26 protein-coding genes are annotated in these 24,329 nt (G+C 63.8%); 8 read left to right on the plus strand and 18 right to left on the minus strand.

The window, feature by feature from the left end; genetic code table 11:
- Nucleotides 1-8 precede the first annotated feature (8 nt).
- From GO608_RS17595 to GO608_RS17605, 3 genes are read right to left on the minus strand one after another with little or no spacing between them, the layout of a single operon-like run.
- On the minus strand, nucleotides 9-662 hold the full coding sequence (locus GO608_RS17595) for an iron-containing redox enzyme family protein (RefSeq protein ID WP_169197572.1): 654 nt from the start codon (nucleotides 660-662) through the stop codon (nucleotides 9-11).
- Nucleotides 663-673: 11 nt separating this feature from the next.
- A complete protein-coding gene (locus tag GO608_RS17600) occupies nucleotides 674-2,152 on the minus strand; it encodes an AMP-binding protein (protein ID WP_247003275.1) in 1,479 nt (492 codons plus the stop codon).
- Entirely contained in the window at nucleotides 2,118-2,810 is a 693-nt protein-coding gene (locus GO608_RS17605; protein WP_169197571.1) for a thermostable hemolysin, read from the minus strand. Before GO608_RS17605 ends, GO608_RS17600 begins: the two co-directional genes overlap by 35 nt.
- Nucleotides 2,811-3,040: 230 nt before the next feature.
- Here GO608_RS17605 and GO608_RS17610 point away from each other — a divergent pair, with 230 nt between their 5' ends.
- From GO608_RS17610 to GO608_RS17640, 7 genes are all read left to right on the plus strand, one after another.
- Nucleotides 3,041-3,325 (plus strand): PepSY domain-containing protein, encoded by a 285-nt coding sequence (locus tag GO608_RS17610; protein ID WP_169197570.1) that lies wholly within the window; start codon nucleotides 3,041-3,043, stop codon nucleotides 3,323-3,325.
- 165 nt (nucleotides 3,326-3,490) lie between these two features.
- A complete protein-coding gene (locus GO608_RS17615) occupies nucleotides 3,491-4,099 on the plus strand; it encodes a TetR/AcrR family transcriptional regulator (RefSeq protein WP_169197569.1) in 609 nt (202 codons plus the stop codon).
- Nucleotides 4,096-5,247 (plus strand): efflux RND transporter periplasmic adaptor subunit, encoded by a 1,152-nt coding sequence (locus GO608_RS17620; RefSeq protein ID WP_169197568.1) that lies wholly within the window; start codon nucleotides 4,096-4,098, stop codon nucleotides 5,245-5,247. The genes GO608_RS17615 and GO608_RS17620 overlap by 4 nt, the downstream gene beginning before the upstream one ends.
- The gene (locus GO608_RS17625; protein ID WP_169197567.1) at nucleotides 5,244-6,446 is read left to right on the plus strand and encodes an ABC transporter permease; all 1,203 of its coding nucleotides are present in this window, start codon (nucleotides 5,244-5,246) and stop codon (nucleotides 6,444-6,446) included. Before GO608_RS17620 ends, GO608_RS17625 begins: the two co-directional genes overlap by 4 nt.
- A gap of 1 nt (nucleotide 6,447) precedes the next feature.
- Nucleotides 6,448-7,158, plus strand: coding sequence for an ABC transporter ATP-binding protein (locus GO608_RS17630; RefSeq protein WP_169197566.1), 711 nt, complete (start codon nucleotides 6,448-6,450; stop codon nucleotides 7,156-7,158).
- A gap of 123 nt (nucleotides 7,159-7,281) precedes the next feature.
- Nucleotides 7,282-7,605, plus strand: coding sequence for a metal-sulfur cluster assembly factor (locus tag GO608_RS17635; protein WP_169197565.1), 324 nt, complete (start codon nucleotides 7,282-7,284; stop codon nucleotides 7,603-7,605).
- Nucleotides 7,606-7,734: 129 nt separating this feature from the next.
- On the plus strand, nucleotides 7,735-8,820 hold the full coding sequence (locus GO608_RS17640; protein ID WP_169197655.1) for a hypothetical protein: 1,086 nt from the start codon (nucleotides 7,735-7,737) through the stop codon (nucleotides 8,818-8,820).
- Nucleotides 8,821-8,907: 87 nt separating this feature from the next.
- Here GO608_RS17640 and GO608_RS17645 read toward each other — a convergent pair whose 3' ends face one another.
- A complete protein-coding gene (locus tag GO608_RS17645; RefSeq protein WP_247003279.1) occupies nucleotides 8,908-9,624 on the minus strand; it encodes a DUF2189 domain-containing protein in 717 nt (238 codons plus the stop codon).
- Nucleotides 9,625-9,903: 279 nt separating this feature from the next.
- Here GO608_RS17645 and GO608_RS17650 point away from each other — a divergent pair, with 279 nt between their 5' ends.
- Complete coding sequence (locus GO608_RS17650; protein ID WP_169197563.1) at nucleotides 9,904-10,383, plus strand: c-type cytochrome; 480 nt, start codon at nucleotides 9,904-9,906, stop codon at nucleotides 10,381-10,383.
- A 127-nt stretch (nucleotides 10,384-10,510) separates the two neighbouring features.
- Here GO608_RS17650 and GO608_RS17655 read toward each other — a convergent pair whose 3' ends face one another.
- The 14 genes from GO608_RS17655 to narJ form a co-directional block, all read right to left on the minus strand.
- Complete coding sequence (locus tag GO608_RS17655; protein ID WP_169197562.1) at nucleotides 10,511-10,876, minus strand: toxin-antitoxin system TumE family protein; 366 nt, start codon at nucleotides 10,874-10,876, stop codon at nucleotides 10,511-10,513.
- Entirely contained in the window at nucleotides 10,873-11,145 is a 273-nt protein-coding gene (locus GO608_RS17660) for a hypothetical protein (RefSeq protein WP_169197561.1), read from the minus strand. Before GO608_RS17660 ends, GO608_RS17655 begins: the two co-directional genes overlap by 4 nt.
- A 2-nt stretch (nucleotides 11,146-11,147) precedes the next feature.
- Nucleotides 11,148-11,705 (minus strand): nitrous oxide reductase accessory protein NosL, encoded by a 558-nt coding sequence (locus GO608_RS17665; protein WP_211159262.1) that lies wholly within the window; start codon nucleotides 11,703-11,705, stop codon nucleotides 11,148-11,150.
- Entirely contained in the window at nucleotides 11,702-12,517 is an 816-nt protein-coding gene (locus GO608_RS17670) for an ABC transporter permease (RefSeq protein WP_169197560.1), read from the minus strand. Before GO608_RS17670 ends, GO608_RS17665 begins: the two co-directional genes overlap by 4 nt.
- Before the next feature lie 4 nt (nucleotides 12,518-12,521).
- Entirely contained in the window at nucleotides 12,522-13,472 is a 951-nt protein-coding gene (locus tag GO608_RS17675; RefSeq protein ID WP_425532310.1) for an ABC transporter ATP-binding protein, read from the minus strand.
- A complete protein-coding gene (locus GO608_RS17680) occupies nucleotides 13,444-14,730 on the minus strand; it encodes a nitrous oxide reductase family maturation protein NosD (protein ID WP_169197559.1) in 1,287 nt (428 codons plus the stop codon). The genes GO608_RS17675 and GO608_RS17680 overlap by 29 nt, the downstream gene beginning before the upstream one ends.
- Nucleotides 14,731-14,746: 16 nt before the next feature.
- Entirely contained in the window at nucleotides 14,747-15,175 is a 429-nt protein-coding gene (locus GO608_RS17685) for a transcription regulator (RefSeq protein WP_169197558.1), read from the minus strand.
- Nucleotides 15,176-15,200: 25 nt separating this feature from the next.
- The gene (locus GO608_RS17690; RefSeq protein WP_169197557.1) at nucleotides 15,201-17,375 is read right to left on the minus strand and encodes a NosR/NirI family protein; all 2,175 of its coding nucleotides are present in this window, start codon (nucleotides 17,373-17,375) and stop codon (nucleotides 15,201-15,203) included.
- Nucleotides 17,376-17,594: 219 nt separating this feature from the next.
- Complete coding sequence (nosZ, locus tag GO608_RS17695; protein ID WP_169197556.1) at nucleotides 17,595-19,556, minus strand: TAT-dependent nitrous-oxide reductase; 1,962 nt, start codon at nucleotides 19,554-19,556, stop codon at nucleotides 17,595-17,597.
- Nucleotides 19,557-19,802: 246 nt separating this feature from the next.
- Complete coding sequence (locus GO608_RS17700) at nucleotides 19,803-20,318, minus strand: hypothetical protein (RefSeq protein ID WP_169197555.1); 516 nt, start codon at nucleotides 20,316-20,318, stop codon at nucleotides 19,803-19,805.
- 22 nt (nucleotides 20,319-20,340) lie between these two features.
- Nucleotides 20,341-21,021 carry a response regulator gene (locus GO608_RS17705; RefSeq protein ID WP_169197554.1) on the minus strand — a complete coding sequence of 227 codons (681 nt, stop codon included), beginning with the start codon at nucleotides 21,019-21,021 and terminating at the stop codon, nucleotides 20,341-20,343.
- On the minus strand, nucleotides 21,014-22,969 hold the full coding sequence (locus tag GO608_RS17710) for a type IV pili methyl-accepting chemotaxis transducer N-terminal domain-containing protein (protein WP_169197553.1): 1,956 nt from the start codon (nucleotides 22,967-22,969) through the stop codon (nucleotides 21,014-21,016). The genes GO608_RS17705 and GO608_RS17710 overlap by 8 nt, the downstream gene beginning before the upstream one ends.
- A gap of 106 nt (nucleotides 22,970-23,075) precedes the next feature.
- Nucleotides 23,076-23,774 carry a respiratory nitrate reductase subunit gamma gene (gene narI / locus GO608_RS17715; protein WP_169197552.1) on the minus strand — a complete coding sequence of 233 codons (699 nt, stop codon included), beginning with the start codon at nucleotides 23,772-23,774 and terminating at the stop codon, nucleotides 23,076-23,078.
- A 9-nt stretch (nucleotides 23,775-23,783) separates the two neighbouring features.
- Nucleotides 23,784-24,329 carry a nitrate reductase molybdenum cofactor assembly chaperone gene (gene narJ / locus GO608_RS17720; protein WP_247003282.1) on the minus strand — a complete coding sequence of 182 codons (546 nt, stop codon included), beginning with the start codon at nucleotides 24,327-24,329 and terminating at the stop codon, nucleotides 23,784-23,786.

The following is a 24,329-nucleotide window of genomic DNA, read 5'->3' on the forward strand; positions in this document are numbered from 1 at the left end:
GCTCTTCCTCAGGCCGGTGCAGGCAGGCTGCGGAACATGTCGCCGTACAGGCGATAGACGACGCGCGCGGTGTGCACCACGGCAGCCTTGTCGGCTGCGTCGTCGAGGCGGTTCATCAGGTTCTTGAACAGCTCGATATGTTCGAGGTCCAGGCTGCCATGCGAGTTGAGGTAGCTGAACGCCTGCGCCGGCAGGCCGAGCCGGTCCTGGATGATGCCGGCGGCGCGGCTCGCGAGTGCGACGCTGGTGCCTTCGAGCACATTCACCATGCCGAAGAAGCTCACCGGATTGTCGCGGGCAATCCGGTCGTAAACGTAGGCGACCATCAGCTCGGTCGGCAGGCTCGGCGCTGCATGGCGAACCGCGTCGGGGTCACCGCCGCAGACCCGGATGTCGTCGAGGATCCACTTTTCATGGCCGTTTTCCTCCTCAATGTATTCGGCGACCGCCGAGCGCAGCCATTCCAGCCGGTCCGGCAGACGGGCGCCGCACGCCATCAGCAGCGGTACCGTGTGCTTGACGTGGTGGTAGGCCTGGCCGAGGAAGGCGACGTAGCTTTCCAGCTTCACGTCGCCGCTCATCGCCTGCCGGATGATTGGGGCGCTCAGCATGTGATCGCGTTCGGCGGCAGTTTGCTCGAGCAGGGATTCGTAGAATGACATCAGGGATATCCTCAGAGGGTTGCGGCGGCGATGTGCCGGTCGATGGCTTCCCGGTAGCGGTCCAGCAGCGCGGCACGGCGCAGCCGGCCGTTCGGAGTCGCGAGGCCGTTTGCCGCGCTGAAAGGCTCGTGGGCTCGCAGCCAGTGGTGCACGCGCGCGTAATCGGGCAGTTCGCGGTTTACCGCCGCCACCGCAGCGGCCAGCGTGTCGTCGGAAAACCCGGCCCCGCGCGGCACCAGCACCGCGACGTTGGCGGGCAGGGCTTCGCCGTGCAGCCACGCCTGCGCGATCGGCAGCTGCTGCACGAGCTCGGCTTCGACCCATTCCGGATTCACGTTGCGCCCGTAGGCGGTGACGAACTGGTGCTTGCTGCGCCCATGCAGCACGAGAAAACCGTCTTCGAAATGACCTAGGTCGCCGCTGTCGAGCCAGTCATCCGCAGCCCCGTCTTCACCGAGGTAGCCGAGCATCCGCGCGCCGCGAACCAGCACTTCGCCGCCGGGGCCGAGGCGCACGTCGGCGTGCGGCAGTGGCCGCCCGACCGTGCCGATGCGCCGCTGCTCCGGCGTATTGAGGCAGACCACCGACGCGCATTCGGATAAACCGTAGCCTTCGAACACCGGCAGGCCGAGCGCGTCGGCGCGCTGCAGCAGCCCTGGCGAGACGCGTCCCCCGCCGACGGCGATGAAGCGCAGCGACGCCGGCAGCGCTGCGCCCCGCTCAACCGCCGCGACGAGCATCAGCAACAGCTGCGGCAACAGGATCAGGCTGTTCGGCTGGCCGCGTTGCAGCGCGGCAAGAAAACGCTGGACATCGAACCCGGTGGCGCCGGAGAGGCCGATGTCGCCCATCGGCATCAGGTCGACTGCCGCGCCCGAAAGCAGCGGTGTGTAGAGGCCGGCAATGTTCTCCAGCAGCGTCGCGAGCGGCAGCACGCACAGGTGGCGCTCGATTGCGCACGAGCGGCTTGCCTGCCACAGGCTGGAGGCGACTGCCATCTGCGCCGCGGCGTCGAGGCAGACGCCTTTGGGCTGGCCGGTGCTGCCGGACGTATAGGTGATCTTCACGGTGCCGGCGGGCAGCGCGGGCGGGCGGTCGACGTGGCGTTGCGCAATCTGCCCTTCGGTCGCGCCGAAGCCGGCGTGGTCGAAGGCGGTGCTGTCGTCGATGATCAGCGTGTCGACGCCCGCGCTGTCGAGCACGTGCGCCTGCTGCGGGGCCGAGAAGAAACCCGGGAGCGGCACGCACACGAGCCCCGCCTGCAGCGCGGCAAGATCCCAAAGGGCCCAGTCGACGCCGTTGTCGAGCGCGATCGCGACGCGGCGGCAGCCGGCACTGCGAAAGCGCTTGGCGCGCAGCGCGACTTCGTGCAGCGCCTCACGATAGCTCAGGCGACGGCCGCCCTGTCGCAGTGCGGGCCGCTCGCCCTGCACCTGCATCTCCGCGAACAGCATTTCAGGCGACGGCAGCATCGTGAGTTCCCGCGTCATGGAAAATCCTCTGATGCCCGAGGCGGTGATAGACGCCCTTGCTCGTCAGGCGCTCGTGGCCCCTGCGAAGGTCGCCGGCCATCAACTTCGGGTGCGTCGCGTAGTAGCTGCCCCAGTCGGCAACTTCGTCGCCCATGCGCAGCGGATCGGCATCACCTAGCGACAGCGGGGACAGGTGCAGGCGACGGACGCTGTTCAAAACTTCGGTCGTGCCGGTGAACACCACCCAGTCGAAGCCGTGTGCGACCAGCAGATCGGCGAGGGCGACGATCAGCAGCCGGGCGTGTCCCGGGCCGCGAGCGGCGAGGTTGCCGACTTCGACGATGCGTTCTCGCGCCGGACGAAGGCCGGACAGGCGGGCGATCTCGGTCTCGATCGGACGATCGAGATAACGCTCGAGGAACAGTTTGTCATCGGCGGCGCTGCGCACGCCGACAACCCCGCGCAGCTGTCCGGCATCGTCCTCGAGCTGGAGCAGGGTGGGCATGAAGTGACGCACCCGGGCGCCATAACGAGCGGCGAAACGTTCGCGGATGAACGCTTGCGCGGCGGTGCAGGGACCTTCCGGCTCCCGTCCGTCGACGGCGCGCAGCGTCAGCGACGGAGCGCAACCGATTCGCGCTATCGCCTTGTAACAGCAGCCGTTCCGAGAGTTCATTTGAGCATCGCAGTCGAAGATTCGAAGCTCATTGTTGCCGTGCTGTCTTAAGCGAGCCTTAAGCGGACACCATGCGCGGCTCCGAGGGAAACGATGACAAGGGACATGGGAAGGGCATCCGGCGCACAGCGGTATTCCCGCCCCGGTGCGTTCAGCTTCGATTCATGTGTGTTTGCGCAGAATGCCTCCCATGCCACCTCGGCATGAAAAGACACCGAAGGAGAACAGCCATGAAAACCAGCCATCTCATCGTCGCCGTGACCACCCTGCTGGCCGGCACCGCCGCCATCGCCGGACCGACCTGCACCGACGCCCCGGAAACGAGCTGGATGCCGCAGACGACGATGCTGCGAAAGCTCGTCGACGCCGGCTACACGCTCGAGAAGTTCAAGGTCACGAAAGGCAACTGCTATGAGTTGTACGGCACCGACAAGGACGGCAACAAGGTCGAGATCTATCACAACCCTGTCGACGGCAGCATCGTCGAATCGAAGGTGAAGGCGAAGCGGGCTTGATGCGCTTGGCGTGGCCCCTGCCACGCCGGCAGCAGGTCATGTTGATAATTGCGCGGATTTTGTTCCCTTGTCGCGACCCGGACTCGACGTCCGCACGCTCCCTTGCATGTTGCGTTCCCTCGGACTAGGATAGTAATCAATTACTCACTTAGTCCCGGAGCGCACATGAGCCTCCATGGCAAGCATCTTCCTGCCGACGAACGGCGGGCCGTGACAGTCGAAGCCGTGGTCGAGCTGGCAGGGTCGCAAAATCCCAGCGAAATCACGACTTCGGCGATTGCGAAACACATGAACCTGACCCAGGGAGCATTGTTTCGGCATTTTCCGACGAAGGACGCGATCTGGCAGGCGGTCATGGAATGGGTCGCCGAACGTCTCCTGGCGCGGATCGACCGTGCGGCGCACGGGATCGAGTCGCCGCTGGCGGCAATGCAGGCGATGTTCATGAGCCATGTCGAGTTCGTCGTCGAGCATCCCGGTGTGCCGCGGATGATGTTCGGCGAGCTTCAGCGGGCCGAATCGACGCCGGCCAAGCGCATGGTGCAGACCTTGATCCAGCGTTACGGTGAGCGTCTGCACCGGCTCATCGAGAACGGCAAGGCGTGCGGAGAGCTGTCGGCGACGCTCGACAGCGAGGCCGCAGTCACCCTGTTCATCGGCACGATCCAGGGACTCGTGATGCAGTCGCTGCTGGCCGGCGACGTGGCCCGCATCCGTCGGGAAGCGCCGAGGGTGTTCGCGATCTACGAGCGCGGAATCGGGGCTGCGCAATGAGACGCCTGCCTTTCCAGGGGCGCACCTTGGCTCTCGTGGCGGTGATTGTTCCACTGCTCGCATTGTTCGTTTACGTCGCGCTGCGCTCCGGCCCGCTGGCGCCGGTGTCCGTGACGGTCGCAAGCGTCGAGACCCGGGCGATCACGCCGGCGCTGTTCGGCATCGGCACGGTGCAGACGCGTTACACGTACCGCATCGGCCCCACTTTTGCCGGACGCGTGAAACGGCTCGACGTCCACGTCGGCGACCGGGTGAAGGCGGGTCAGGTGCTCGGCGAGATGGATCCGGTGGATCTCGATCAGCGTATCCGCGCGCAGGGCGCGGCGCTCAAGCGGGCCGAGGCGGCGCTGCGCGAAGCGGCGGCGCGTCAGAATTTCGCCCGAAGCCAGGCTCGTCGCTACGAGCAGCTCTTCGCTGTGCGCACGATCAGCGAGGAACTGGCGACGACGAAACACCAGGAACTGCAGATCGCCGACGCGGCGTTGTCCGGCGCCCAGGAAGAGCTGATCCGGGCCCGTTCCGACGGTGAAGCCCTTGTCGCGCAGCGGAACAATTTGCGCCTGGTCGCGCCGGTCGACGGGTTGGTCGCGGTTCGTGATGTCGACCCCGGCACGACCATCGTCGCAGGGCAGCCGGTCGTCGAAGTGATTGCGCCCGAAAGCCTGTGGATCAACGCCCGCTTCGACCAGGTCAGCGCGTCCGGGCTCGGCGCCGGACTCCCGGCAAGCGTCGTGCTGCGCTCGCGCAACGGACAGGCGTTGACAGGTCGCGTGCTGAGGGTCGAACCGATGGCCGACGCAGTAACCGAGGAGACGCTCGCGAAAGTCGCGTTCGATTCGCGGCCGGAGCCGCTGCCGCCGATCGGCGAGCTCGCCGAGGTGACGATCGAGCTGCCGGCGCTCCCCGCAGCGCCGGTGATCCCGAACGCCGCGATTCGCCGCGAAGCGGGGCAGGTCGGTGTGTGGAAAATCGTCGACGGCGACGCACGCTTCACCCCGGTGAAGCTCGGTGTCGGCGACCTCGACGGCCACGTGCAGGTGCTCGAGGGAGTCCGGGACGGCGAGCAGGTCGTCGTGTATAGCGAAAAGGCGCTCACGGCGGGCAGCCGGATCGACGTCGTCGACGACATCCCCGGAGTGCCGCGATGATCAGCCTCGCCGGCCGCGACATCCTCCATGCGTGGGGAAAATTCGTTTTTACCGGCATCGGCTTGGGGTTGCTGATCGGTGTGACGCTGACGATGGCCGGCGTTTACCGCGGCATGGTCGACGACGGCAGGGCGCTGCTCGACAACAGCGGTGCCGACCTGTGGGTCGTGCAAAAGGACACGCTGGGCCCTTATGCGGAGTCGTCCAGCGTCAATGACGACGCGTACCGCACCCTTCTCGCGATGCCCGGAATCGCGCAGGCCGTAAACGTCACGTACCTGACGATGCAGGTCCGCAGGGGAGACCTCGACGTACGGGCGATGGTCGTCGGCATCGCGCCCGGCAGACCGGGGATTCCTGGCTGGCCGCCTTATCTCGTCGCCGGTCGCCAGATCACGCGTGGGCACTACGAGGCGGTCGCCGACATCGCGAGCGGCTTCAGGCTGGGCGACCGCGTCGCGATCCGTCGCAATCATTACGTCGTGGTGGGGCTGACCCGGCGCATGGTGTCGTCGAGCGGCGACCCGATGGTGTTCATCCCGCTCAAGGACGCCCAGGAAGCGCAGTTCCTCAAGGATAACGACGCGATCTGGCAAAGCCGCCGGCGCACCGGCGCGAATCCGGCCTTCAATCGTCCCGGCGTGCCGGACCTGCTGGACGCAGTGATCGCTTCGCAAAGCACCAACGCTTTCGTCAATGCGGTCCTCGTGACGCTCGAACCCGGCCATGCTCCCGAAGAGATCGCGCGGTCCGTCGGCCGCTGGAAGCGCCTGACCGCCTATACCCGGCCGCAGATGGAAGAGATCCTCGTCGGCAAGCTGATTGCGACTTCCGCGCGGCAGATCGGCATGTTCCTCGTCATCCTCGCCGTCGTCAGCGCCGCCATCGTCGCCTTCATCATCTACACGCTGACGATGGACAAGATCCGCGAGATCGCGGTGCTGAAGCTGATCGGCACGCGCAACCGCACGATCGCCGCGATGATCATGCAGCAGGCGCTGGCGCTGGGTCTGATCGGATTCGTCGTCGGCAAGATCACCGCGACGTTCGCGGCACCGCTGTTTCCCAAATACGTGCTGCTCGTCCCGTTCGACTCGATCGCAGGCTTTTTCGCCGTGCTCGCGATCTGTGTGCTGGCGAGCGTCGTCGCGATCCGCATGGCGCTCAGGATCGATCCGGCCGAAGCGATCGGAGGGTGACGTGAGCAGCAAGGGTATCCGTATCGAAGGCCTGAAAAAGCGCTACGGCGGGGGCGACACTGCCGTCCATGCGCTTAAGGACGTGGCGATGGACGTGGCGCCGGGAGAGGTCGTCGGTCTCATCGGACCGTCGGGCTCCGGCAAAAGCACGCTGCTGAAGTGCCTCGGCGCGGTGATCGATCCCACTGCCGGTCGCATGACGCTGGGCGATGAAGTGATCTACGACGACGGCTGGAAAGTGCGCGACCTGCGCGCACTGCGGCGGGACAGGATCGGCTTCGTCTTCCAGGCGCCTTACCTGATCCCGTTTCTCGATGTCATCGACAACGTCGCGCTGCTGCCGATGCTGGCCGGCGTGCCGAACGCCGAGGCTCGCGAGCAGGCGCTCGAACTGCTCACGGCGCTGGATGTGCACCACCGTGCACGCGCGATGCCATCGCAGCTTTCCGGGGGCGAGCAGCAGCGGGTCGCGATCGCCCGCGGGCTGGTCAACCGTCCGCCCGTGATCCTGGCCGACGAGCCGACGGCACCGCTCGACAGCGAGCGAGCGATGGCCGTCATCCGCATCCTCAACGACATGGCGCGCAAGTTCGAGACGGCCGTCATCGTCGTCACCCACGACGAAAAAATCATCCCCACGTTCAAGCGCATCTATCACATCCGCGATGGTGTGACCCATGAGGAAGCGGGCGAAGGCAGGGGATTCGATTGAGCGAACGACCTGTCGCCCCGGATGGCCGCCGGGTTCTGCCGGCCTTCCGCAGCGGCGCGCTCGCTGGCGCCGCGCGTCGAAACATGCGCTAATGGTGCACCTTGAAATGTTGGCGTGATGACGATGACAGCTCCTGCGTCCCTTCCCGATGTCGAATCCGTACGCACCCTGTTGCGCCGTGTCATCGATCCTGAAGTCGGGGTCAATATCGTCGATCTCGGGCTCGTCTACCGCATCGACGTGACGGCCGAAGAAGTGCTCATCGAGATGACGATGACTTCGCCCGCGTGTCCGATGGGAGATATGATCATGGACGACATCGATGCCGTTCTCGATGGGGCGTTGCCGGAAAATTTGCGAGTGGTCGTGAAAATGGTGTGGGACCCGCCGTGGAATCCGGGAATGATGAATGCTGAAGCACGCGAACATTTCGGCTGGGAAAAGTGAGCATTTCCCGAAGCATTCTGTAGCAGAGATTTTGCACGCGGAAGGCGAAGCGCAGGCTTGCCTTCCCGGCCCGGCACGCCGGCACGCTCCCGGCCTCGCCCGAGAAAACAATCACCCAGGTCCCTGATGATGCAGGATTTACGCCCCCCGGCGCGTCTTCCATTACTCGTGCTCGGAATGCTTTCGCTGGTTGGAGGCGTCCTGGCGGGGTTGTCGCGGCTGGCGCTCGACATGCCGGTTTTTGCCGCGAACCAAGCCGGGCTGCATGGTGCGCTGATGATCGGCGCGTTCTTCGGTACCGTGATCAGTCTCGAGCGCGCGGTCGCCCTGGCAAGGATGTGGGCGTACCTCGCACCTGCTTGCGCGGGGGCGGGGGGACTCGTCCTTCTCGCTGGGGCGCCCGCGCCGCTTGCGCAGGGGTTTTTCATTGCGGCTGCGCTGATCCTCGTCCTTGGCAGCGTTCAGGTGATGCGGCGCCAGACGGTGTTGTTTACCGTGGTGCTGGCGGTGGGAGCGCTGTGCTGGTTGGTCGGCAATCTGGCGTGGCTGATCGAAAACAATGTTCAGGCCGCAGTGCCGTGGTGGCTGGGATTCCTCGTGCTGACGATCGCCGGCGAACGCCTGGAGCTGACACGTTTCCTGCCGTCGCGACCTGCGGCGGCTCCGCTTTTCAGCGTCGCAGTGGCAGTGATTTTGGGCGGCGCCGCGACCTCGCTGTGGCGCGAGGAGGCCGGTTTGGCGATCTTTGCCGGCGGACTGCTTTTCCTGGCCGCGTGGTTGCTGCGCTACGACATCGCGCGTCACAACGCCCGCCAGAAGGGGCTCACACGTTTCATCGCGATCTGTCTGCTGTCGGGTTACGCGTGGCTCGCGGCCGGGGCGCTGTTGGGTCTGGGGAACGGTTTCGCGCCGGGTGCCGCGATGCGCGACGCCGCACTCCATGCGATCGCGCTCGGCTTCGTCTTCGCAATGGTGTTCGGCCACGCACCGATCATTTTTCCCGCGATTGCGAGAGTGAAGCTGCCGTATCACCCGGTGTTTTACTTGCCGCTCGTCGCGCTGCACGTGTCGCTCGCGGCGCGCATCGCTGGCAGCGCAGAGGAGTGGTTCGCGCTGCGGCAACTGGGAGCGGTGCTGAATGGCCTGGCGTTGCTGCTGTTCATCGTGACGATGATCACGAGTGTGCTCCGGGGACGAAAGCGGGGCAGGGCGTGAGGCGTCCGGTCCGGGGGGTGAGGGGATGAGCCCACGGGTTCCTTCGGGGCCGGTCTCCCGCAACGGAGAAACCGAGCGGCCGGCCGGTCAGCTGGGCGTCGGAGCCGGGAAGACCTTGCGGTAGATCGACTCGCTGGCGTAAGCCATCACGGGAAGGGTTACCGGCAGGAGCAGGGGTATCGCGATCGACAGCATGATCGTCGCTGCGAGGACCAACGCCCACAGCATGTTGGTAAAAAAGCTGTGGAAAACCGCACGAACGCTGGCGTTGACCGCGACGACGAGACCGGCACGGCGCTCGATCAGCAGTGGCACCGCGTAGGCGGTGACGAAAAACACGATCAGCGCGAAAAACCCTCCCGCAATCGACACCCCGACATGAAACCGCAGCACGGTACCCGACAGCGGAAGCAGCAGGCTCCAGTCGGAACTGCTATCACCGACCATGAAACTGAACAGGATGCCGGCGTCGGTCATCCAGATCACGAACACGAAACCGCAAACCAGCATCAAGCCCCAGAGGTCCCGCGGCGTGTTCACGAAGCCGGCGGCGACGTCTCGAATCCCCGGTTTGCCGCCCCTGCGGCGCACTCTTGAAATCGCGAAAAATCCGGCCAGCAGGCCTGGTGCGATGAGCATGAACCCGCCGATAAGCGGCAGTCCCATCGGACTGAACCCGAGACTCACCAGCGCGCCCAGCAGCCCGACGCCCGCAAGCATGAAAGTTCCGGCGTACATAATGCTGACCAGCGGCGCCGACAGGAATACGCGCACACCTTCGCCCACGGCCGTCGCAATTTGCACGGGACGGATATGCTGCGGTTGCGGGCGGCTGGCATTCATCCGGGAGGCTCACAACGGGTTCGGGAGCAATTCGGTTTGACGCACCTTTCACTCCACGATACACATCAATTGGGCGAGCGGAATGGAAAAGTTGTAGGGTTTACGAGGCCCCGGCGGAGCGGTTGAATCAAGATTTTTGACTTGATTTACGTCAAATTGGATGGCGTATGTAAACGATATGATCGGTGGTTTTAATTCGGGGCAATGCAAATATTCATCCCCATATAACAGGAGATTATAATGAAAAAATCCACAATGATTCTTGCAGCCTCCCTCGCCGCCCTTTTGTCCGCCTGCGGAGAAAAGGAAAGCGACGTTCCTGCAGCCCCCGCGACGACCCCCGCACCCGCTCCGGCAGCACCCGAGGCCCCGGCGACCCCGCCCGCGTCGGAAGCTCCGGCAGCCCCGGCCGCTTCCGAAGCGCCCGCAGCAGCGCCGGCCGCACCGGCTGCACCGGCCGCGTCCGCAGCAAACGGAGCCAGCGTCTATAACAAGACGTGTTCGCTGTGCCATGCAGCAGGCGTCGCCGGCGCACCGAAGCCGGGCGACAAGGCCGACTGGGGCCCGCGTATCGCCCAAGGCAAGGACCTCCTTTACAAGCATGCGATCGAAGGCTTCACCGGCGCGAAAGGCATGATGCCCCCGCGTGGCGGCGGTGCTTCGCTGACCGACGAGGAAGTCAAGGCGGCAGTCGATTACATGGTTGGAAAGTCGAGCTGATTTCGACCAGGACTCACGCTCGTCGCCTCCTCGGAGGCGACCGGCAACAAAAAAGGGGCGATCCAATCGCCCCTTTTTTTTTGCCTGCAGCAGCGGCATGCGCCTGCTCCCGCTGCCAGCCCTGCGGTCAGGCTTCGCTGTCGATCCCCAGCATCGGGTTTTCGAGCAGAGCACGAATCAGTTGTGCGACGTTGTGGGCAGGAGCCTGGTCGGGACGGGTCACCGGATCGGCATGCACCCGACCGTCGACGTCGTGAAGGTGGTTGGGAAAAGTTGCCAGATCGCGGTGCAGCGGCGCCGTGTCGATACCGGCTTCGGCGTCGCCGTGTGTCCAGCGCAGCGAATAGGCGTCGGGCGCGGCATAACGGATGGTCAGCGTGACGCCGTTTTCGAGCGTCGCGATCAAGGCGTCCTGTTTCTGCTCGATAGGCACTGCAAGCCGTTCCCCGAAGTCCTTTTCGATGGCTGCCCCAAGTTCGATGTGCAAGCTCATTTGCGACCGATCTCCTTCAGGCATTCGGCAAGCATCGCGCGTACGGTCTCCCGGGTGTCGGACAGGATGCGCGCACTGAGGTAATGTTCGTAGGCGGGATGTTCGGGAACCGCGCCGGTGTAGATCTGCTCGAGCAGCGCGATCTCGTCCGCCACGCCGTAGCCTTCGAGGATGGCGCCGCGGTTCTCGCGCAGTTCGTAAATCAGGCGGGAGAGCTGTTCGAGCTGGATTGCATCTTCAGGCTCGAAGTCGTTGTAGAAATTGGCCATGGTCACATACCTTGATCATGGAGTACGCCGCCGTCCAGCACTGCCATGGCAGGCGTGACGTCGGCAAATGCGACGACCTTGCCGCCATGCTCCGTGGCGAATTTCTGCGCGTCCCCTTCGAGTGCGAACGAAGCGATCGTCGGCCCCATCGAACCGTGACGCGAGCTGCCGTGGACATACCAGGCGGCTTTCGCGTCAATCCAGTTGTCGCGCGGTTCGGTCCAGTCGGCCTTGCCCATGTCTTGCACGAACAGCGCGCGCACCTGCCTCACCTGCTCGGGCTTGAAGTAGATCGCGAACATTTCCACGGTGTCGCAGAAGAAATCGGGTTCGGCGCGGTCGGCGTAGTGAATCTGCGCTTTCGGGCCCGGGTAGTCGGCGAGCAACATGCCGTCGAGCGTGCATGAGGTGCTGCGGTCGATCTCCACCGGGACGAGCGGCGCAGACCCGTCGGTTTTCCCGCACGCGGCGAGCAGCGTCGCGGCGAAACACACCACGAGGAGGTGGCGTACGAGCGAGCTGCGTAGCGGATTGGCGGACGGGCGTCTTTGCGCGTTCATTTGCGAAATCTCCAGGTGGCGACAGCGAGCGGTGTCACGATCCATGCCAGCATCACCAGGCCGAGCAGCCAGGGCTCTGCGAGCGTGCGGGGGAAAACGGTGGCGAGCCCATACAGCGTGCGGACGTCGTCGAGCGTGAAAATGTTGAGGATGCGGAACACGTCGGCGGGGTTGAGCAGCAGCAGGTAGGGAAAAATCTCGCCGCCGTAGCTGCCGCCGGTGACGACCAGCGCACCGAGCAGCAGCAGGTCGAACACCAGCACGAAGAAGAACCATGCCGCGATCGCGAGGCCGGAGGCGCGGGTACGGTCGGCGGCGAACACCGACAGCATCACCGCGATGCTCAGGAAAGCCATTCCGAGCAGCACGGAACTCGCCATGAAGCCGAAGTAGTGGAACAGTGCGGGGAGGTCGAGTTGCGCCGCCAGCACGACGGCGACGAGACCGAAGCCGGCAATTGTCGAGAAAGCGAGCGCCGCCGCGAGGCCGAGATATTTGCCGAGCAGCAGCTCGAAGCGGGTAATCGGCATCGACAGCAGCAAGTCGAGCGAACCGCGCTCGCGCTCGCCGACGATCGCATCGAAGCCGAGCACCAGTGCGATCAGCGGGATCAGGTAGATCACGAGGCTCACGAGGCTCGCGATCGTCACGCCGATCGAACGAAACCCGACCGCGCCCTGCTGCGCGCCGCCGAAATATGCGATCACCAGCGCGAACACCGTGAACACGAGCGCCACCGCGAGCACCCAGCGGTTGCGGATGCGGTCCCAGAATTCCTTGCCGGCGATCGTGCCGACCTGTCGCAATTCCATATGATCAATCCGAAAAACCGAAGAACACGTCTTCGAGCGACGGTTCGTGGACGTGAAGATCGAGCACCTTGTCGCCGAGCGACGCGAGCGCCTGCAGCACGAGCATCTTCGCGTCACGCCGGCACTGCACCGCGACGTGATCGTCGCGAGCTTCGACTGCGGTGACCGGCAAATGGCCCAGCACCGTGCGGACGCGCTCGAAATCGGCCCGCGGCAGCCGCACGTGGAACCACAGCGGCAGGTCCATCCGCTCGCGCAGCATCTGCACCGTGCCGATCGCCTGCACCTTGCCGGCCGCCATGATCGCCAGCCGATCGACCCGCTCCTGAATCTCGGCGAGGATGTGCGAAGTCAGGATCATCGTCACGCCGTCAGCCTTGAGGCCGCGCAGGATCAGGTAGAACTCCCGGATTGCTTCGGGATCGAGGCCGTTGGTCGGCTCGTCGAGGAACAGGAGCTGGGGGCGGCCGAGCAGCGCCTGCGCGAAGCCGAGCCGCTGCCGCATCCCTTTCGAGTATTCCCGGACGCGCCGCTGGGCCGCGTGGGTGAGGCCGACACGCTCGAGGACCGGCGCGCACTCTTTCGCCGGCACGCGCTTGAGGCGGGCGAAGAACTGCAGCGTCTCGAGGCCGGTGAGGTTGTCGTAGAGCACGACGTTTTCCGGCAGATAGCCGATCTTGCGCCGCACGGCGCGAAAGCCGCCGCCGCTTACTGGCGCACCATCGATGCGAATGTCGCCGGCGGTCAGCGGGACCAGTCCGAGCATCATCTTGAACAGCGTGCTCTTGCCCGCGCCATTGTGGCCGATCAGCCCGAACAGCTCGCCGCGTCCGACGTCGAGGTCGACGCCGTCGACGGCATGAACGGCACCGTAATGCCTGGTCGCGCCACGCACGGCGACGATCGCGGCCGGATCGACGCCGCGCTCAGCGTGCTGCGGGGTGGTGCTTGTCACGCCATTTGCTCCAGTTCTCGTGTGCTGGCCGCATGTGCGGCTTCGGGTCGATGATGCTTGGGGCGCGCAGCAGCGGGAACTGCTGGCCGACGAGCCGCAGCGTCTGAACTGCGGGGCTCGCGAGCAGAAGTTTCATCATCGGGTGTTGCCACGACAAGCGGTCGACCAGATCGTTGGCTTCGTACGGAACGTCCCCGTGGCCGTCGCCGTTGCGGTCCCAGCCAAGATAATTGCTCCAGTAATTGCCGTCCTTGACGCCCCACAATTCGTCGCGCGCCGCGACGTAGCGGACCTGCTCGCGATTCGTGATGAAATCGTTGCCCTCGACCTGGTTGTGTTTCGATCCCGCCCACAGGTGCGTGCCGACGATGTTGTCGACGACGAGGTTGTTGCGCAGCACATTGAATTCGGCGTCGTAGATGAAGAAACCGCGCTGGTTGCCCGCGACCACGTTGCCTTCGACGACCGAGTCCTGCAGCGTGCGCAGCATGATGCCGTGGTCGGAATTGCCCCACGCGCGGTTATTCCGGACGATCTGTCGGCGCGCCATCATCAGCGCGAGTCCACCGCGGTTGTGGTAGGACTCGTTGTCCTCCCAGCGGTTGTCGTTCGAATTCATGTAATGCGTGCCGTAGCGCACGTCGTGGATGCGATTGCCGATGAATTCCGCGTGGTGGGAGACGTCGACGTAAATGCCGTCGCGGACGAAGCTGACGTGGTTGTTGCGGATTTTTGCCCCGGTCGTGTTGTACAGCTGGATGCCGTTGCCGCGACTCGCGGACCGGTAATCGCGCTTGCCGGTGATCACGTTCCCGTCGATCACGACGTCCTTGACGCCCTCGATCCACACCCCGAACAGGTTGTATGTGAGGTCGCAGTTACGCACCACCGCGCGCGCCGCGCCCGCTTTCATATAAATGCCCGCGTTCTGTTCGCCCAGCTTGTCCCCGGAGTTCGACAGGATGAGGCCTTCGATCGTCACGTCCGGCGCGGTGATGCGGATCACATCGCCGACACCGCCCGCGTCGAGCGTGGGGCGGTCGATACCGCGCAGCGTGAGCGGTTTGTCGATGCGCAGTCCGCCTGGGTAACGGCCGCGGGCGAGCGTGATCGTGTCGCCCGCGGCCGCGCGGTCGATCGCCGGCTGCACCGGGTCTCCCGGCGTCAGGTTCCAAGTTGCCGCATGCGCCGAGCCGCCGAGGCACAGCGCGAGCAGTGCCAGCCACGCCGCGGCGCGTGCTCCGAAAAACAGCTTCATTGCACCCTTGGCCGTGTCACAGTACCAGCAGGCCGAGCGACTTCAGCGCAATGAACAGAGCCGCGCCGATCAGGAGGTTCTTGAAGCCGACGTAGCAGATCATGTCCATCGTGTTCGCGACGCGATAGCGCCGCCCCCACCACGGCCCTTCCTTGACGTACGGCTTCGAGCCGAGGCGCACGAGGACTTCGAACACGCTCCAGCCGAACCACCAGCCGATGACCGCGCCGGCGTGAAGCTCGCCCATCGCCGCGAGTACCCAAACGAGGGTCGCGGCAACTGCAATGGCCAGTCCGGCGGCGTGGATCGCGCGCTGCTGCTGGAAGCCGGCACGGCTCCACGGCCAGAGGTGATCCCATATTTCTGCGGCAAGGTGACCGATCACGCCTTCGTGGTCCGCGTAACGCGGCTTGGCGGGATCCGTGGGCATTGTCGGATTAATCATTTCGACTCTCCAAATCCTGCAGCGATCAGGCCGCTTGCGCGTTGTCGGTGGACATCGGCTTGATCGGAATATAGTAGCCGTCGGCGCCGATCGGAGTCAGCGGCAAGCCGGCCTTGGTACGGCGTTTGCGCTCCTGCGACAGCGGCGGACACGCCTGGCAATCCGTATAGAGCACCATGCAGTCGAGGCAGTGCAGGCATTCACGGTGATCGATGCGTCCGTTCGCGTCGATCGCCTGCGCACCGCAACCCACCGCGCACGCCTTGCAGCTGCTGCATTCCTGCTTGCGGTCGAGGCCGAACCAGCGGAACGTCGATGGCATCGCGAGCGATGCGCCGAGCGGGCACAGATACTTGCAGAAAGGGCGCTCGATGAAGATCGACAGCCCGAGCAGGCCCGCCGCGAAGAGCGTGTATGGCCAGCTGCGGTTGAACATTCCGACGAGGAAAGTGGTCTTGAACGGTTCGATTTCGGCGAGCTTCTCGGCGAGCCCCATCGAGAGGAAGGACACGGCGAGCAGGCCGAAGAACACTCCGTATTTCACCCACTTCAGGCGGTCATGCCATTTCCGTGACAGCTGGAACTGGAAGCGCTTGAGTCCCACCACGCTGCCGATCTTGTACAACAGTTCGGACAGCGAACCGAACGGGCACAGCCAGCCACAGAACAAGCCCCGTCCCCAGAGGAACACGGTCACGATGATGAAGATCCAGAACAGGAAGATGAACGGATCGGTGAGGAACAGTTCCCATGTCCATTGGAACAGCAGGGCGTGGAACCAGGTGAGCACCTGCGTGATCGACGGCTGGGCAAGCAGGCCGAATCCGACAAAGCCGATACTGATGAGCCAGGCGCTGTATTTGAAGATGTTGACCGGCCACTTGTTGTTGCGGCTGGCACGGCGCGTGAGGCGGTCACGGAACCCGTAGAGTATGCCGACGGTAACCAGCAGCGCCGCAAACAGGCCGATTTCGACGGCACGCGTCTTCCACACCCGGACCCAGGGAGCATCGGGTTTGACGATTTCGGGGCGTCCGCCTTCGAGGTAGGTTTCCGGCAGCCAGTATTCGGAGTCGAAGTTCACGAAGCTGCGCGTCCCCGTTGCGCGATCGACGCGGTTGCCGAGAAACACGAATTTCCACGGATAGGCTGCGGAGAAAGCTTTCGACCGGATGATGAAAATGGACGATTCGTTGAATGTCGGTGCGCCGGCCGCTTCGAGACCATAAAGATTGACCGCGTCGAGGTCGCGGAACGTGAAGGAATCCGCGCCTTGGCGGACCTGAACACGGTCGTAGATCCCGCCCCGGACGAAACCCGAGCCCTTGAAGGATTCGACACCGCCGGTGCGGATCACGAACAGCGCGTGCTCGCCTTCTTTCAGGCGGCTCATCAGGCTGCGCCACGGACCATCACCGAGAACGGCGCGGCCGACGTCCGGCTGGTTGAGATAGCCGAACCACAGATCGATGAAAGGCTTGCCACTGCGCGGCAGCCCGACCTGTTCCGGGGTCACGACGAGGCGCTGGACGCTGCCTTCATCCACGAGTGTGGCCCAGTCGGGCTTGACTCCGGTTTCGACGAACTTCGCCGGTTCGCGCACGGTCGGCTTGAGGATGCCGACCTGACGCGCTACGTTCGTGCCGGAAGTCATCATCACCTGGTTCTGGGCGATCACGGTGACCGTCGCACCGGAAATCGCGTCGAGGCCGATGATGTTCTCTTCCGGACGGGACTGGCCGATCTCGATGTTGTCGCCGACGAACTTGCCGAGGTATTGCTGGTTGAAGCCGATCAGCGCCGATTCCGGAATCCCGAGCAGGAGGATCGGTTCGGAATGCTTCAGCACTTTGACGCCGGTAAAGCGGCCTGCGGTGTCCATGCCGATCAGGGTGACGACCGGTTTGCCGGAATAGGCCGGGGTATCGGTGATGTCGGTCGACAGCATCACGTAGCCGATCTTGCGCTTCTGGCCGTTTTCTTCGATGTAACCTTCGACGTACGGCGGCTGCCCCTTGCGCTCCGAGAAGGAGGTCGCTCCCGGCAGGACTTCGGCACAGGCCACGTAATCGCACATCTTGGGCGAAGTGGTGAGTTCGTCGGGAAGCTTCGCCTCGTACGCGTCCGCGAGGGCGACGGATGCGGAAAGGATCAGGGCGAGGGACAGCAGGATATTGCGAAAGACAGCGGGGAATTTCATGAGGCGTACCGTTTGGAGGGGTGTGAAGTCAGTGTAAATAACCCTGTTGCCGGTGTAATTGTTCCCGGTCAATTAATAAATTAACGACTGCTGAAATACCAGGAGAAACAACGCTCGGCATTGGTTTCGAGCACCGGCGAGCTTACGGTCCAGCCAGACGGGAGTGTCGAGCCTGTCGGAGACGGCGAGTCTCCGGCAGGTCATGCGAGGTCGGAAAGCTTACGCTTCGACGATCATGCGGCTGCGCATTTCCAGATGCAGTGCGTGGCAGAAGTGGGTGCAGTAGCACCAGTACACCCCGGGCTTGTCGGCGATGAACGTGACCGACTTCGTTTCCTGCGGGCTGACGGCGAAATTGATATCGTGCTTCGGGATGGCGAAGCCGTGGGTCAAGTCCTCGACCTTGTCGTGGTTGGTCAGGATGATCGTCACTTCGTCACCCTTCTTGACCCTGAATTCGCGCAGGCTGTAAGCGGGCGCCTGGCTCGTCAGCTTGACCGTGACTTTCTTGCCTTCGCGGAACACGCCGGATTCCTTCGGGTCCTTCACCGCATGCGGGAAATCATCGAGGTTGTACACCTGACGCGTCTTGATGATGTCGCGCCGGATGACGATCGAATCGTGCGGTTCGGACGTCACCGAGTGGTCGGCGACCAGCATCATCTTGTCGCCGCTGATGTCGATCATCTGCGCCGTTTCCGGGTGCAGCGGGCCGACCGGCAGGAAGCGGTCTTTCGAGAACTTGTTGTCCGAGATGAAGTACTTGCCGTCCGCCTCTTTGGTTTCGCCCATCGACGTGAAGCCGTGGCCCGGCTGGTAATGCACGTCGAGCCGATCGACAACGGGAGTGGCGGTCTTGTCGCCTTGATACGACTTGATCGCCGCTTCGACGTTCCACTTGACGATCTGGCTGTCGAGGAACAGCGTGGTGTACGCATTGCCCTTGTTGTCGAAACCGGTGTGCAGCGGGCCAAGGCCGATTTCCGGCTCGGCGACGACGCATTCGCGCGCCTCCTTCACGCCACCGTCAAACCATTTCAGGACCTGCTCATGCGAGATCACGGTCGCAGTCGGAGAAAGCTTGCCCGAGCAGGCGTAGTATTTTCCATCCGGGCTGACGTTGACGCCATGCGGGTTCTTCGGAATCGGCACGTAGCAGGTCAGCGCAGTCTTCGGATCGGCGTTCGATGCCCTCAGGCCGTCGACGACGGGGACTTTGGAGTCGCCGATATAAGTGACTTTCCCTGCCTTGACTGCTTCCTCGATGCGCGCGATGTTGAAGAACAGGCAGGCGTCCCACTCCGAAGCCATCGTTTCTTCGTAGTGGACACCCATTTCGATGTTGTACTGGTTCGTGCAAGCAAGCTTGCCGTCGTACGAACTGGCGACCAGATCGCAGTTGCCGTCGATCAGCACCTGCCAGCGCACTTCCATCGATTCGGCGTCGACGCAGGAGAACACCGAGCGGTACGCGGCGACGTCGTCGAGGCCGTGCCCGTCGTTCGGCAGCGGAATCGAGAATTCCGTGCCGCAGAAGACGCGCGTGGTGTGGTTGATCGCGGGATCGACCGGATCGCGCTTGTCAGGGAACGTGCCGTGAAAACCCTGGACGTTCGGCAGTTCGGTGATCTTGTCGCATTCCATCGTGTCCAGGCGCACGCGGGCGAGCCGACCGTGGATCTTGTCGTTCACCCACAGGTACTTGCCGTCGTAGGTGCCATCGGTATACGACGGGTGCACGTGGTGGGTGTCGCCGGTCTTATACTTCACGCTGCCGTCGGGCTTGGTGCCGATGATCGCCTTCGATTCGTTCGTGATCCCCCAGCCGACCATGCAGTCCATGTTGAACACCGGGATGCTCTTCAGCTCGCGCCCGGAGGGCAGGCCGTAGATGCGCACGTCGCCCGAGTGACCGCCACTCGAGAACGAATAATAGGTATCGAGCTGGCCGGGCGCGACTTCATACTTGCCGACATGCTCGGCAGGCACGGCTTCGGCCTGGGCGGCAGCAGCGGGTGCGGCAGGTGCGGCGGACGGCGCCTGCTCCTGTTTGCAAGCCGACAGCCCGACCGATAGCCCGGCGCCGGCAAGACCGGCAAATGCTGCGGTATTGAGGAACTTCCGACGGCTGGGGTCCGGCTGGCCGTGAAGCTTTTGATCCTGGTTCTGGTCCTGGCTCATGTGGGCGACTCCGTTCTACAAGGTGATCAATCTTCGCTGACGCCTGCTCTCTTGCCGGAAGAGCGGCAGAGCGCACAGTAACATGCTGTTACAACAATTGTCATATTCTTCGGGGCCGCATGTTAGTGGATGCGGCTGAAAGTTTCCTTGACCGAGGACAAGGACTTGGGCGATGCGGAATCTGTGGGCCCCTGGCAGGGCAGGGGGGGCGCCGCTGCTGCGCCCGACGAGTCTTCCAACAGGGATTCACGCTTGTGCGACGGAGACGAAGATCATCACCATGAGCGGTATCCACAGGACCACGGCGACGCTGTATACCATGTATGTGACGTGCAGCGCCTCGAGATCGCCCCTGATTTGCAGCTCCATGCGGATATCACGGTAAAGGGTGCGCAGTGCGACGAAGTGCGCGAGCAGATGCACCACGATCAGTGCGGCGAGGCTTGGAATCGCAAGAACGATTGCCGATCCCCAGAGCGGGGACGCGGCGCGGGCCGCGATCAGATAAGCCTGTTCATGAGTCGGGCGTTGTCTGTCGACAGGGGTCGTGAGACGCAACATTGCGGCGAAGAGGTGGACCGAGGCGATTTCGGCGGCAAAAATCAGCAGCGCAATCCATTCCCAGTTCGTCGATGCCGGATTCATGCGATAGATCTCCGGATGATCGCGCATCGCGAAGACGATCATGAACGGCGGAATCAACGCAAAGGGGAGCACTACGCGGCCGAATGTGGCGCCGCGTGAAGGGCCTGATATTTCCAAGACAGTCTCCGTCAGCCTCGCATCAGGCCTCGGAATCCTGCACGATTCCCTGTTCGACGGCAAACACGGCCGCCTGCACGCGACTCGTCAAGTTGAGTTTGCGCAGGACGTTCTGTACGTGGATCTTCACGGTGCTTTCAGCCAATTCGAGCTTGCGCGCGATTTCCTTGTTGCTCTGCCCGCGTGCAAGAAAAGTGAGGATTTCGCGTTCGCGCGGGGACAGTTTGTTGAGTTCCGATGCGACCACCGTTTGTGCCACGGTTTTCGGCGGAAGCTCGCCGCGCACGCCTTTCAGGAGTTTCCCCATCATCTGCGGCGAGATCACGGATTCACCCTCGGCTGCCCTGTTGATGGCTGCGATCAGCGCATCGGCCTCGATGTTCTTGAGAAGATAGCCGCAGGCTCCCGCACGCAACGTCTCGATGAGATCCTCGGCGTCTTCCGACACCGTGAGCATCAGGACATGCGAGTTCGGCGACTCTTCGGCCATCATCGCCGCGGCGTCGCGCCCCGAGAGCCCGGGCATGTGCAGGTCGAGCAGCACGACATCGGGTTTGAGCTGCCCGGCGCGCTTGACGCCCTCCATCCCGTCGCCGGCCTCGCCGACGATGTCGAACTCCGCATGGCGCTGCAGCAGCGATTTGATGCCGCTGCGGAAAAGGGCGTGGTCGTCGACCAGGAGGACGCGGATCGGGTCAGGCATCGATGAGGTTTTCCTTGTTGATGCGGGAAAGTTCTACACGGATTTCGGTGCCCTTGCCGCGCGCGGAACGTATCGAGAATCGTCCGCCGATACGCAGCGTCCGCTCCCTCATGATCTGGAGCCCGATGTGGGCTTCCTGCGCCGCGGCACTGCGGTCGGCTTCCTCGAAACCGACACCGTCGTCGCGGACGACCACCGAAAGTCCGTCGATGCCGCGGCGGATCACGACTTTCACAGACCGGGCGTTCGCGTGCTTGCGCACGTTCGACAGCGCCTCCTGCACGATATACAGAACCTGCGTCTCGGCTTCCGCGTCGAGCGGGGCCGCATCGCCGAGCACGTCGAGGTCGGTGGCGATCCCGGTTTGCTCGGCCAGGCGCCGCAGAGTCGCGGTGATCGCCAGGCCCAGGTCCTGTTTTTCGACACGCGTGCGGAAATGCACCAGCAGCTCACGCACGTCGTCATAGCTCTCCTGCACGCCTTGGCGCAGCATCGCCAGCGTGTCGCGCGCTTCGCCGGCCTCGTTGCGGTCGAGCGCGCTCTCGAGCATCTGCACCTGCAGGTTCATGAAGGCGAGTCCCTGCGCAATCGAATCGTGCAGTTCGCGTGCGAGCAGGTTGCGTTCCTCCGACACGGCCAGTTCGCGCCCGCTCGCCTGCAGGCGCTGGTTCTCGATCGCGATCCCCAGCTGCTGGCCGAGCGTTTCGAGCAACAGGCGGTCGGAGTCGGAAAGGGGGCGGGCGTCGACGAAATACAGGTTGTAGATGCCGAGCGTCTGTTTGTTCGCGGTGATCGCCGTCGCAGTGATGACCTGGAAACCTGCGCGCCGGCATACCCACAGCGTCAGGGCCGGATCCGGGGTGCTCAACTCCGACACCAGCGATGTCCCGCGCCGCACCGCTTCGCCGCACAGGCATTCGCCGCATTGGAGCACCGCCTCGCGATCGATGAACTCCTGGTCGAGCCCGTTGTGCACGGTCAGGCAGAGATTCTCGGAACCGCTGTCGAGCAATCGCGCCGAACTCGCCCCGGCGCCGAACGTCGCCTCGACGCGCTGCAGAAAGCCTCTGCAGAGGCTGTCCACGTCATTGGGCTCACGCAAGAAAGCGCCGATATCGTAGAGGATTTCGAGTTCGCGGTTTTTTTCCTCGAGACTGCGGGTCTTCGCCGCGACCCGCTCTTCGAGCGTGGCGTAGAGGCCTTGCAGGTGGACCGCCATGCGGTTGAAACCTTCCGACAATTCGCCGAATTCATCGCTCGCGAGCACCGGGACGCGGGCGTTGAAGTCCTCCTGCTCCATCCGCTTCATGCCGTCCTGCAGTTCGCACACCGGCTGGATCACGAGGACGAAGAAGAAACGGATCAGCACCAGTGTGCCGATGATCGCCAGCGCGATCAGCGACACCTGCGACGCGCGCAGGATATCGGTGTTGCGGGCGTAGCTGCGCTCCATCTTGAGCACGACTTCGTTGATCCCCGAGACGAAGCTTTTGACGGTGCGATCGAAGTCGGACAGGCCGGCGCGACGGCGCACGGGGTCGGGCGTGGCGATCAGGTCGGCGAGCACGGGACGGATGTGCAACGACCAGAACTCGGCCATCTTGTCGAGATCCGCGGGAATGCCGTTGTCGCGCGGGATGAAAAGCGGGCGGTGCGGGTCACCGCGACGAAGTTCGCCGAGCACCCGTTCGAAGTCGTCGAGTTCCGACTTCAGAGACGCAGTGAAGGCTGCCTGATCGTTCGACGTCGCAGCCGGGCCGCGCGCCAGCAAGTGATCGATGCGGTAGGCGCGCATCCGCAAGCTTCCGGCATCATTGATCGCTGCGGCGGCACCTTCGAGTTGCCAGGAGATGAACAGCGTCAGGCCGATCGCGGTGAGCGCAACAAGGAAAAACACCAGCAGAATGCCGGTGATTTTGGTGGCCAGACTGTTGCGCAGACGCAGCATGAACGCTCATTGCTGAAGAAGGCCTGCAGACTACGACGCAAGTCCTCCTCGAGCAAGAGCGGGCAGCACAAAAAATGTGCTGCCCGATACTACTACCGACTCAGGTTCAGGCTGCCTTGACCTGACGCTTGGTCCGCACGATCTGGTAGGCACGACCCAGATAGCTGATCGGCGCGGTCCAGATATGGACGAGACGCGAGAACGGGAACAGCAGGAAGACCGTCATGCCGAAGAACATGTGCAGGCGGAACACCGGCTCGACCGCATCGAGCAGCGCCGGCTGCGGATTGAGCGTCAGTATGCTCTGCACCCAGCCCGACAGCGCCAGCATCACGCCCGGGTCGCCATGGTTCGCATGGCCGATCGAGACTGGCAGCGTCGACAAGCCCAGCAGCAGCGTGATCATCAGCCAAGTGATGATGAAGACGTCCATCGTGCGGCTCGCCGCGCGCACGCGCGCGTTGAACATGCGACGCAGCCACAGGATGCCGCCGCCGATCAGGCACATCGTGCCGAACACGCTCCCGGCGACGATCGCGAGCCACTGGTGGTCGAGGTCGGACACGCCGAGCGCGATCCAGAACGCATGGGGCAGCACCAGGCCGGCGAAATGGCCGCCGAAGATCGCCAGGATGCCGACGTGGAACAGGTTGCTCGCGACCCACATGTAGCGCTTGGACAGCAGCAGCGACGAGTCGGTCTTCCACGTGTACTGCTCGTTGTCGTAGCGGATCCAGCTGCCGACAATGAACACCGTCAGCGCGATGTAGGGGTACACCCCGAAAAAGAAGTTTTGCAGGTTCATGATGTCTCCTCAGGCAGCCAGGCGAGCGAGGCTGCCCTGTTTCTCGATGATCCGGACCAGCTTCGCGTGATCGCTGCCGGATTTTTCCAGGTTGTCGGCGAGCACTTTGAGCACCTTTGCGACGTCGGCGAGGAACACCCGCGCTTCGTCGAGCTCGATCGTCGAAACGAACTCGAGCATCACCGGCAGGTAGTCGGGCAGTTCCTTCTCGTCGACCTTCAGCCCGTAGCTGCGGTAGAACTCGCCGAGATCGATCAGCGCCGGTCCGCGCGTCTTCTCCTCGCCGAACAGGTGGTGCGTCAGGTGCAGGCTGTGCTCGGCGGTGAGGTCGAAGCACTGGACGTAGTTGCCCTGCAGTTCGAGCGGCTCGGCGGCGAGCATCGCGGTGATGAATTCCGCGACCTGGCTCGCCTCGTCGGCGCTGAGGACATTCTCTTCATCGAGGCCGACAACGAAGGCGCGCACGTCATTGCCAGCCATTTCGCGCAGCGCCGCAAGAAACTCGTCGTTCGGGTAATCGAGAAGGGCGGAAAGCAGTCGGAAAATTTTCATCAT

The organism is Aromatoleum buckelii (genome assembly GCF_012910785.2).
GTDB lineage: Bacteria > Pseudomonadota > Gammaproteobacteria > Burkholderiales > Rhodocyclaceae > Aromatoleum > Aromatoleum buckelii.

Excerpts from the sequence above, each read along its gene's own strand:
- GO608_RS17660 (WP_169197561.1), bottom strand. The coding sequence starts at position 11,145 with ATGGCCAATTTCTACAACGACTTCGAGCCTGAAGATGCAATCCAGCTC.
- GO608_RS17640 (WP_169197655.1), top strand. The coding sequence starts at position 7,735 with ATGCAGGATTTACGCCCCCCGGCGCGTCTTCCATTACTCGTGCTCGGA.
- GO608_RS17610 (WP_169197570.1), top strand. The coding sequence starts at position 3,041 with ATGAAAACCAGCCATCTCATCGTCGCCGTGACCACCCTGCTGGCCGGC.
- GO608_RS17620 (WP_169197568.1), top strand. The coding sequence starts at position 4,096 with ATGAGACGCCTGCCTTTCCAGGGGCGCACCTTGGCTCTCGTGGCGGTG.
- GO608_RS17670 (WP_169197560.1), bottom strand. The coding sequence starts at position 12,517 with ATGGAATTGCGACAGGTCGGCACGATCGCCGGCAAGGAATTCTGGGAC.
- narJ (WP_247003282.1), bottom strand. The coding sequence starts at position 24,329 with ATGATGAAAATTTTCCGACTGCTTTCCGCCCTTCTCGATTACCCGAAC.
- GO608_RS17605 (WP_169197571.1), bottom strand. The coding sequence starts at position 2,810 with ATGAACTCTCGGAACGGCTGCTGTTACAAGGCGATAGCGCGAATCGGT.
- GO608_RS17635 (WP_169197565.1), top strand. The coding sequence starts at position 7,282 with ATGACAGCTCCTGCGTCCCTTCCCGATGTCGAATCCGTACGCACCCTG.
- GO608_RS17595 (WP_169197572.1), bottom strand. The coding sequence starts at position 662 with ATGTCATTCTACGAATCCCTGCTCGAGCAAACTGCCGCCGAACGCGAT.
- GO608_RS17710 (WP_169197553.1), bottom strand. The coding sequence starts at position 22,969 with ATGCTGCGTCTGCGCAACAGTCTGGCCACCAAAATCACCGGCATTCTG.
- narI (WP_169197552.1), bottom strand. The coding sequence starts at position 23,774 with ATGAACCTGCAAAACTTCTTTTTCGGGGTGTACCCCTACATCGCGCTG.
- GO608_RS17650 (WP_169197563.1), top strand. The coding sequence starts at position 9,904 with ATGAAAAAATCCACAATGATTCTTGCAGCCTCCCTCGCCGCCCTTTTG.
- GO608_RS17625 (WP_169197567.1), top strand. The coding sequence starts at position 5,244 with ATGATCAGCCTCGCCGGCCGCGACATCCTCCATGCGTGGGGAAAATTC.
- GO608_RS17685 (WP_169197558.1), bottom strand. The coding sequence starts at position 15,175 with ATGATTAATCCGACAATGCCCACGGATCCCGCCAAGCCGCGTTACGCG.
- GO608_RS17680 (WP_169197559.1), bottom strand. The coding sequence starts at position 14,730 with ATGAAGCTGTTTTTCGGAGCACGCGCCGCGGCGTGGCTGGCACTGCTC.
- nosZ (WP_169197556.1), bottom strand. The coding sequence starts at position 19,556 with ATGAGCCAGGACCAGAACCAGGATCAAAAGCTTCACGGCCAGCCGGAC.
- GO608_RS17665 (WP_211159262.1), bottom strand. The coding sequence starts at position 11,705 with ATGAACGCGCAAAGACGCCCGTCCGCCAATCCGCTACGCAGCTCGCTC.
- GO608_RS17600 (WP_247003275.1), bottom strand. The coding sequence starts at position 2,152 with ATGACGCGGGAACTCACGATGCTGCCGTCGCCTGAAATGCTGTTCGCG.
- GO608_RS17690 (WP_169197557.1), bottom strand. The coding sequence starts at position 17,375 with ATGAAATTCCCCGCTGTCTTTCGCAATATCCTGCTGTCCCTCGCCCTG.
- GO608_RS17615 (WP_169197569.1), top strand. The coding sequence starts at position 3,491 with ATGAGCCTCCATGGCAAGCATCTTCCTGCCGACGAACGGCGGGCCGTG.
- GO608_RS17655 (WP_169197562.1), bottom strand. The coding sequence starts at position 10,876 with ATGAGCTTGCACATCGAACTTGGGGCAGCCATCGAAAAGGACTTCGGG.
- GO608_RS17705 (WP_169197554.1), bottom strand. The coding sequence starts at position 21,021 with ATGCCTGACCCGATCCGCGTCCTCCTGGTCGACGACCACGCCCTTTTC.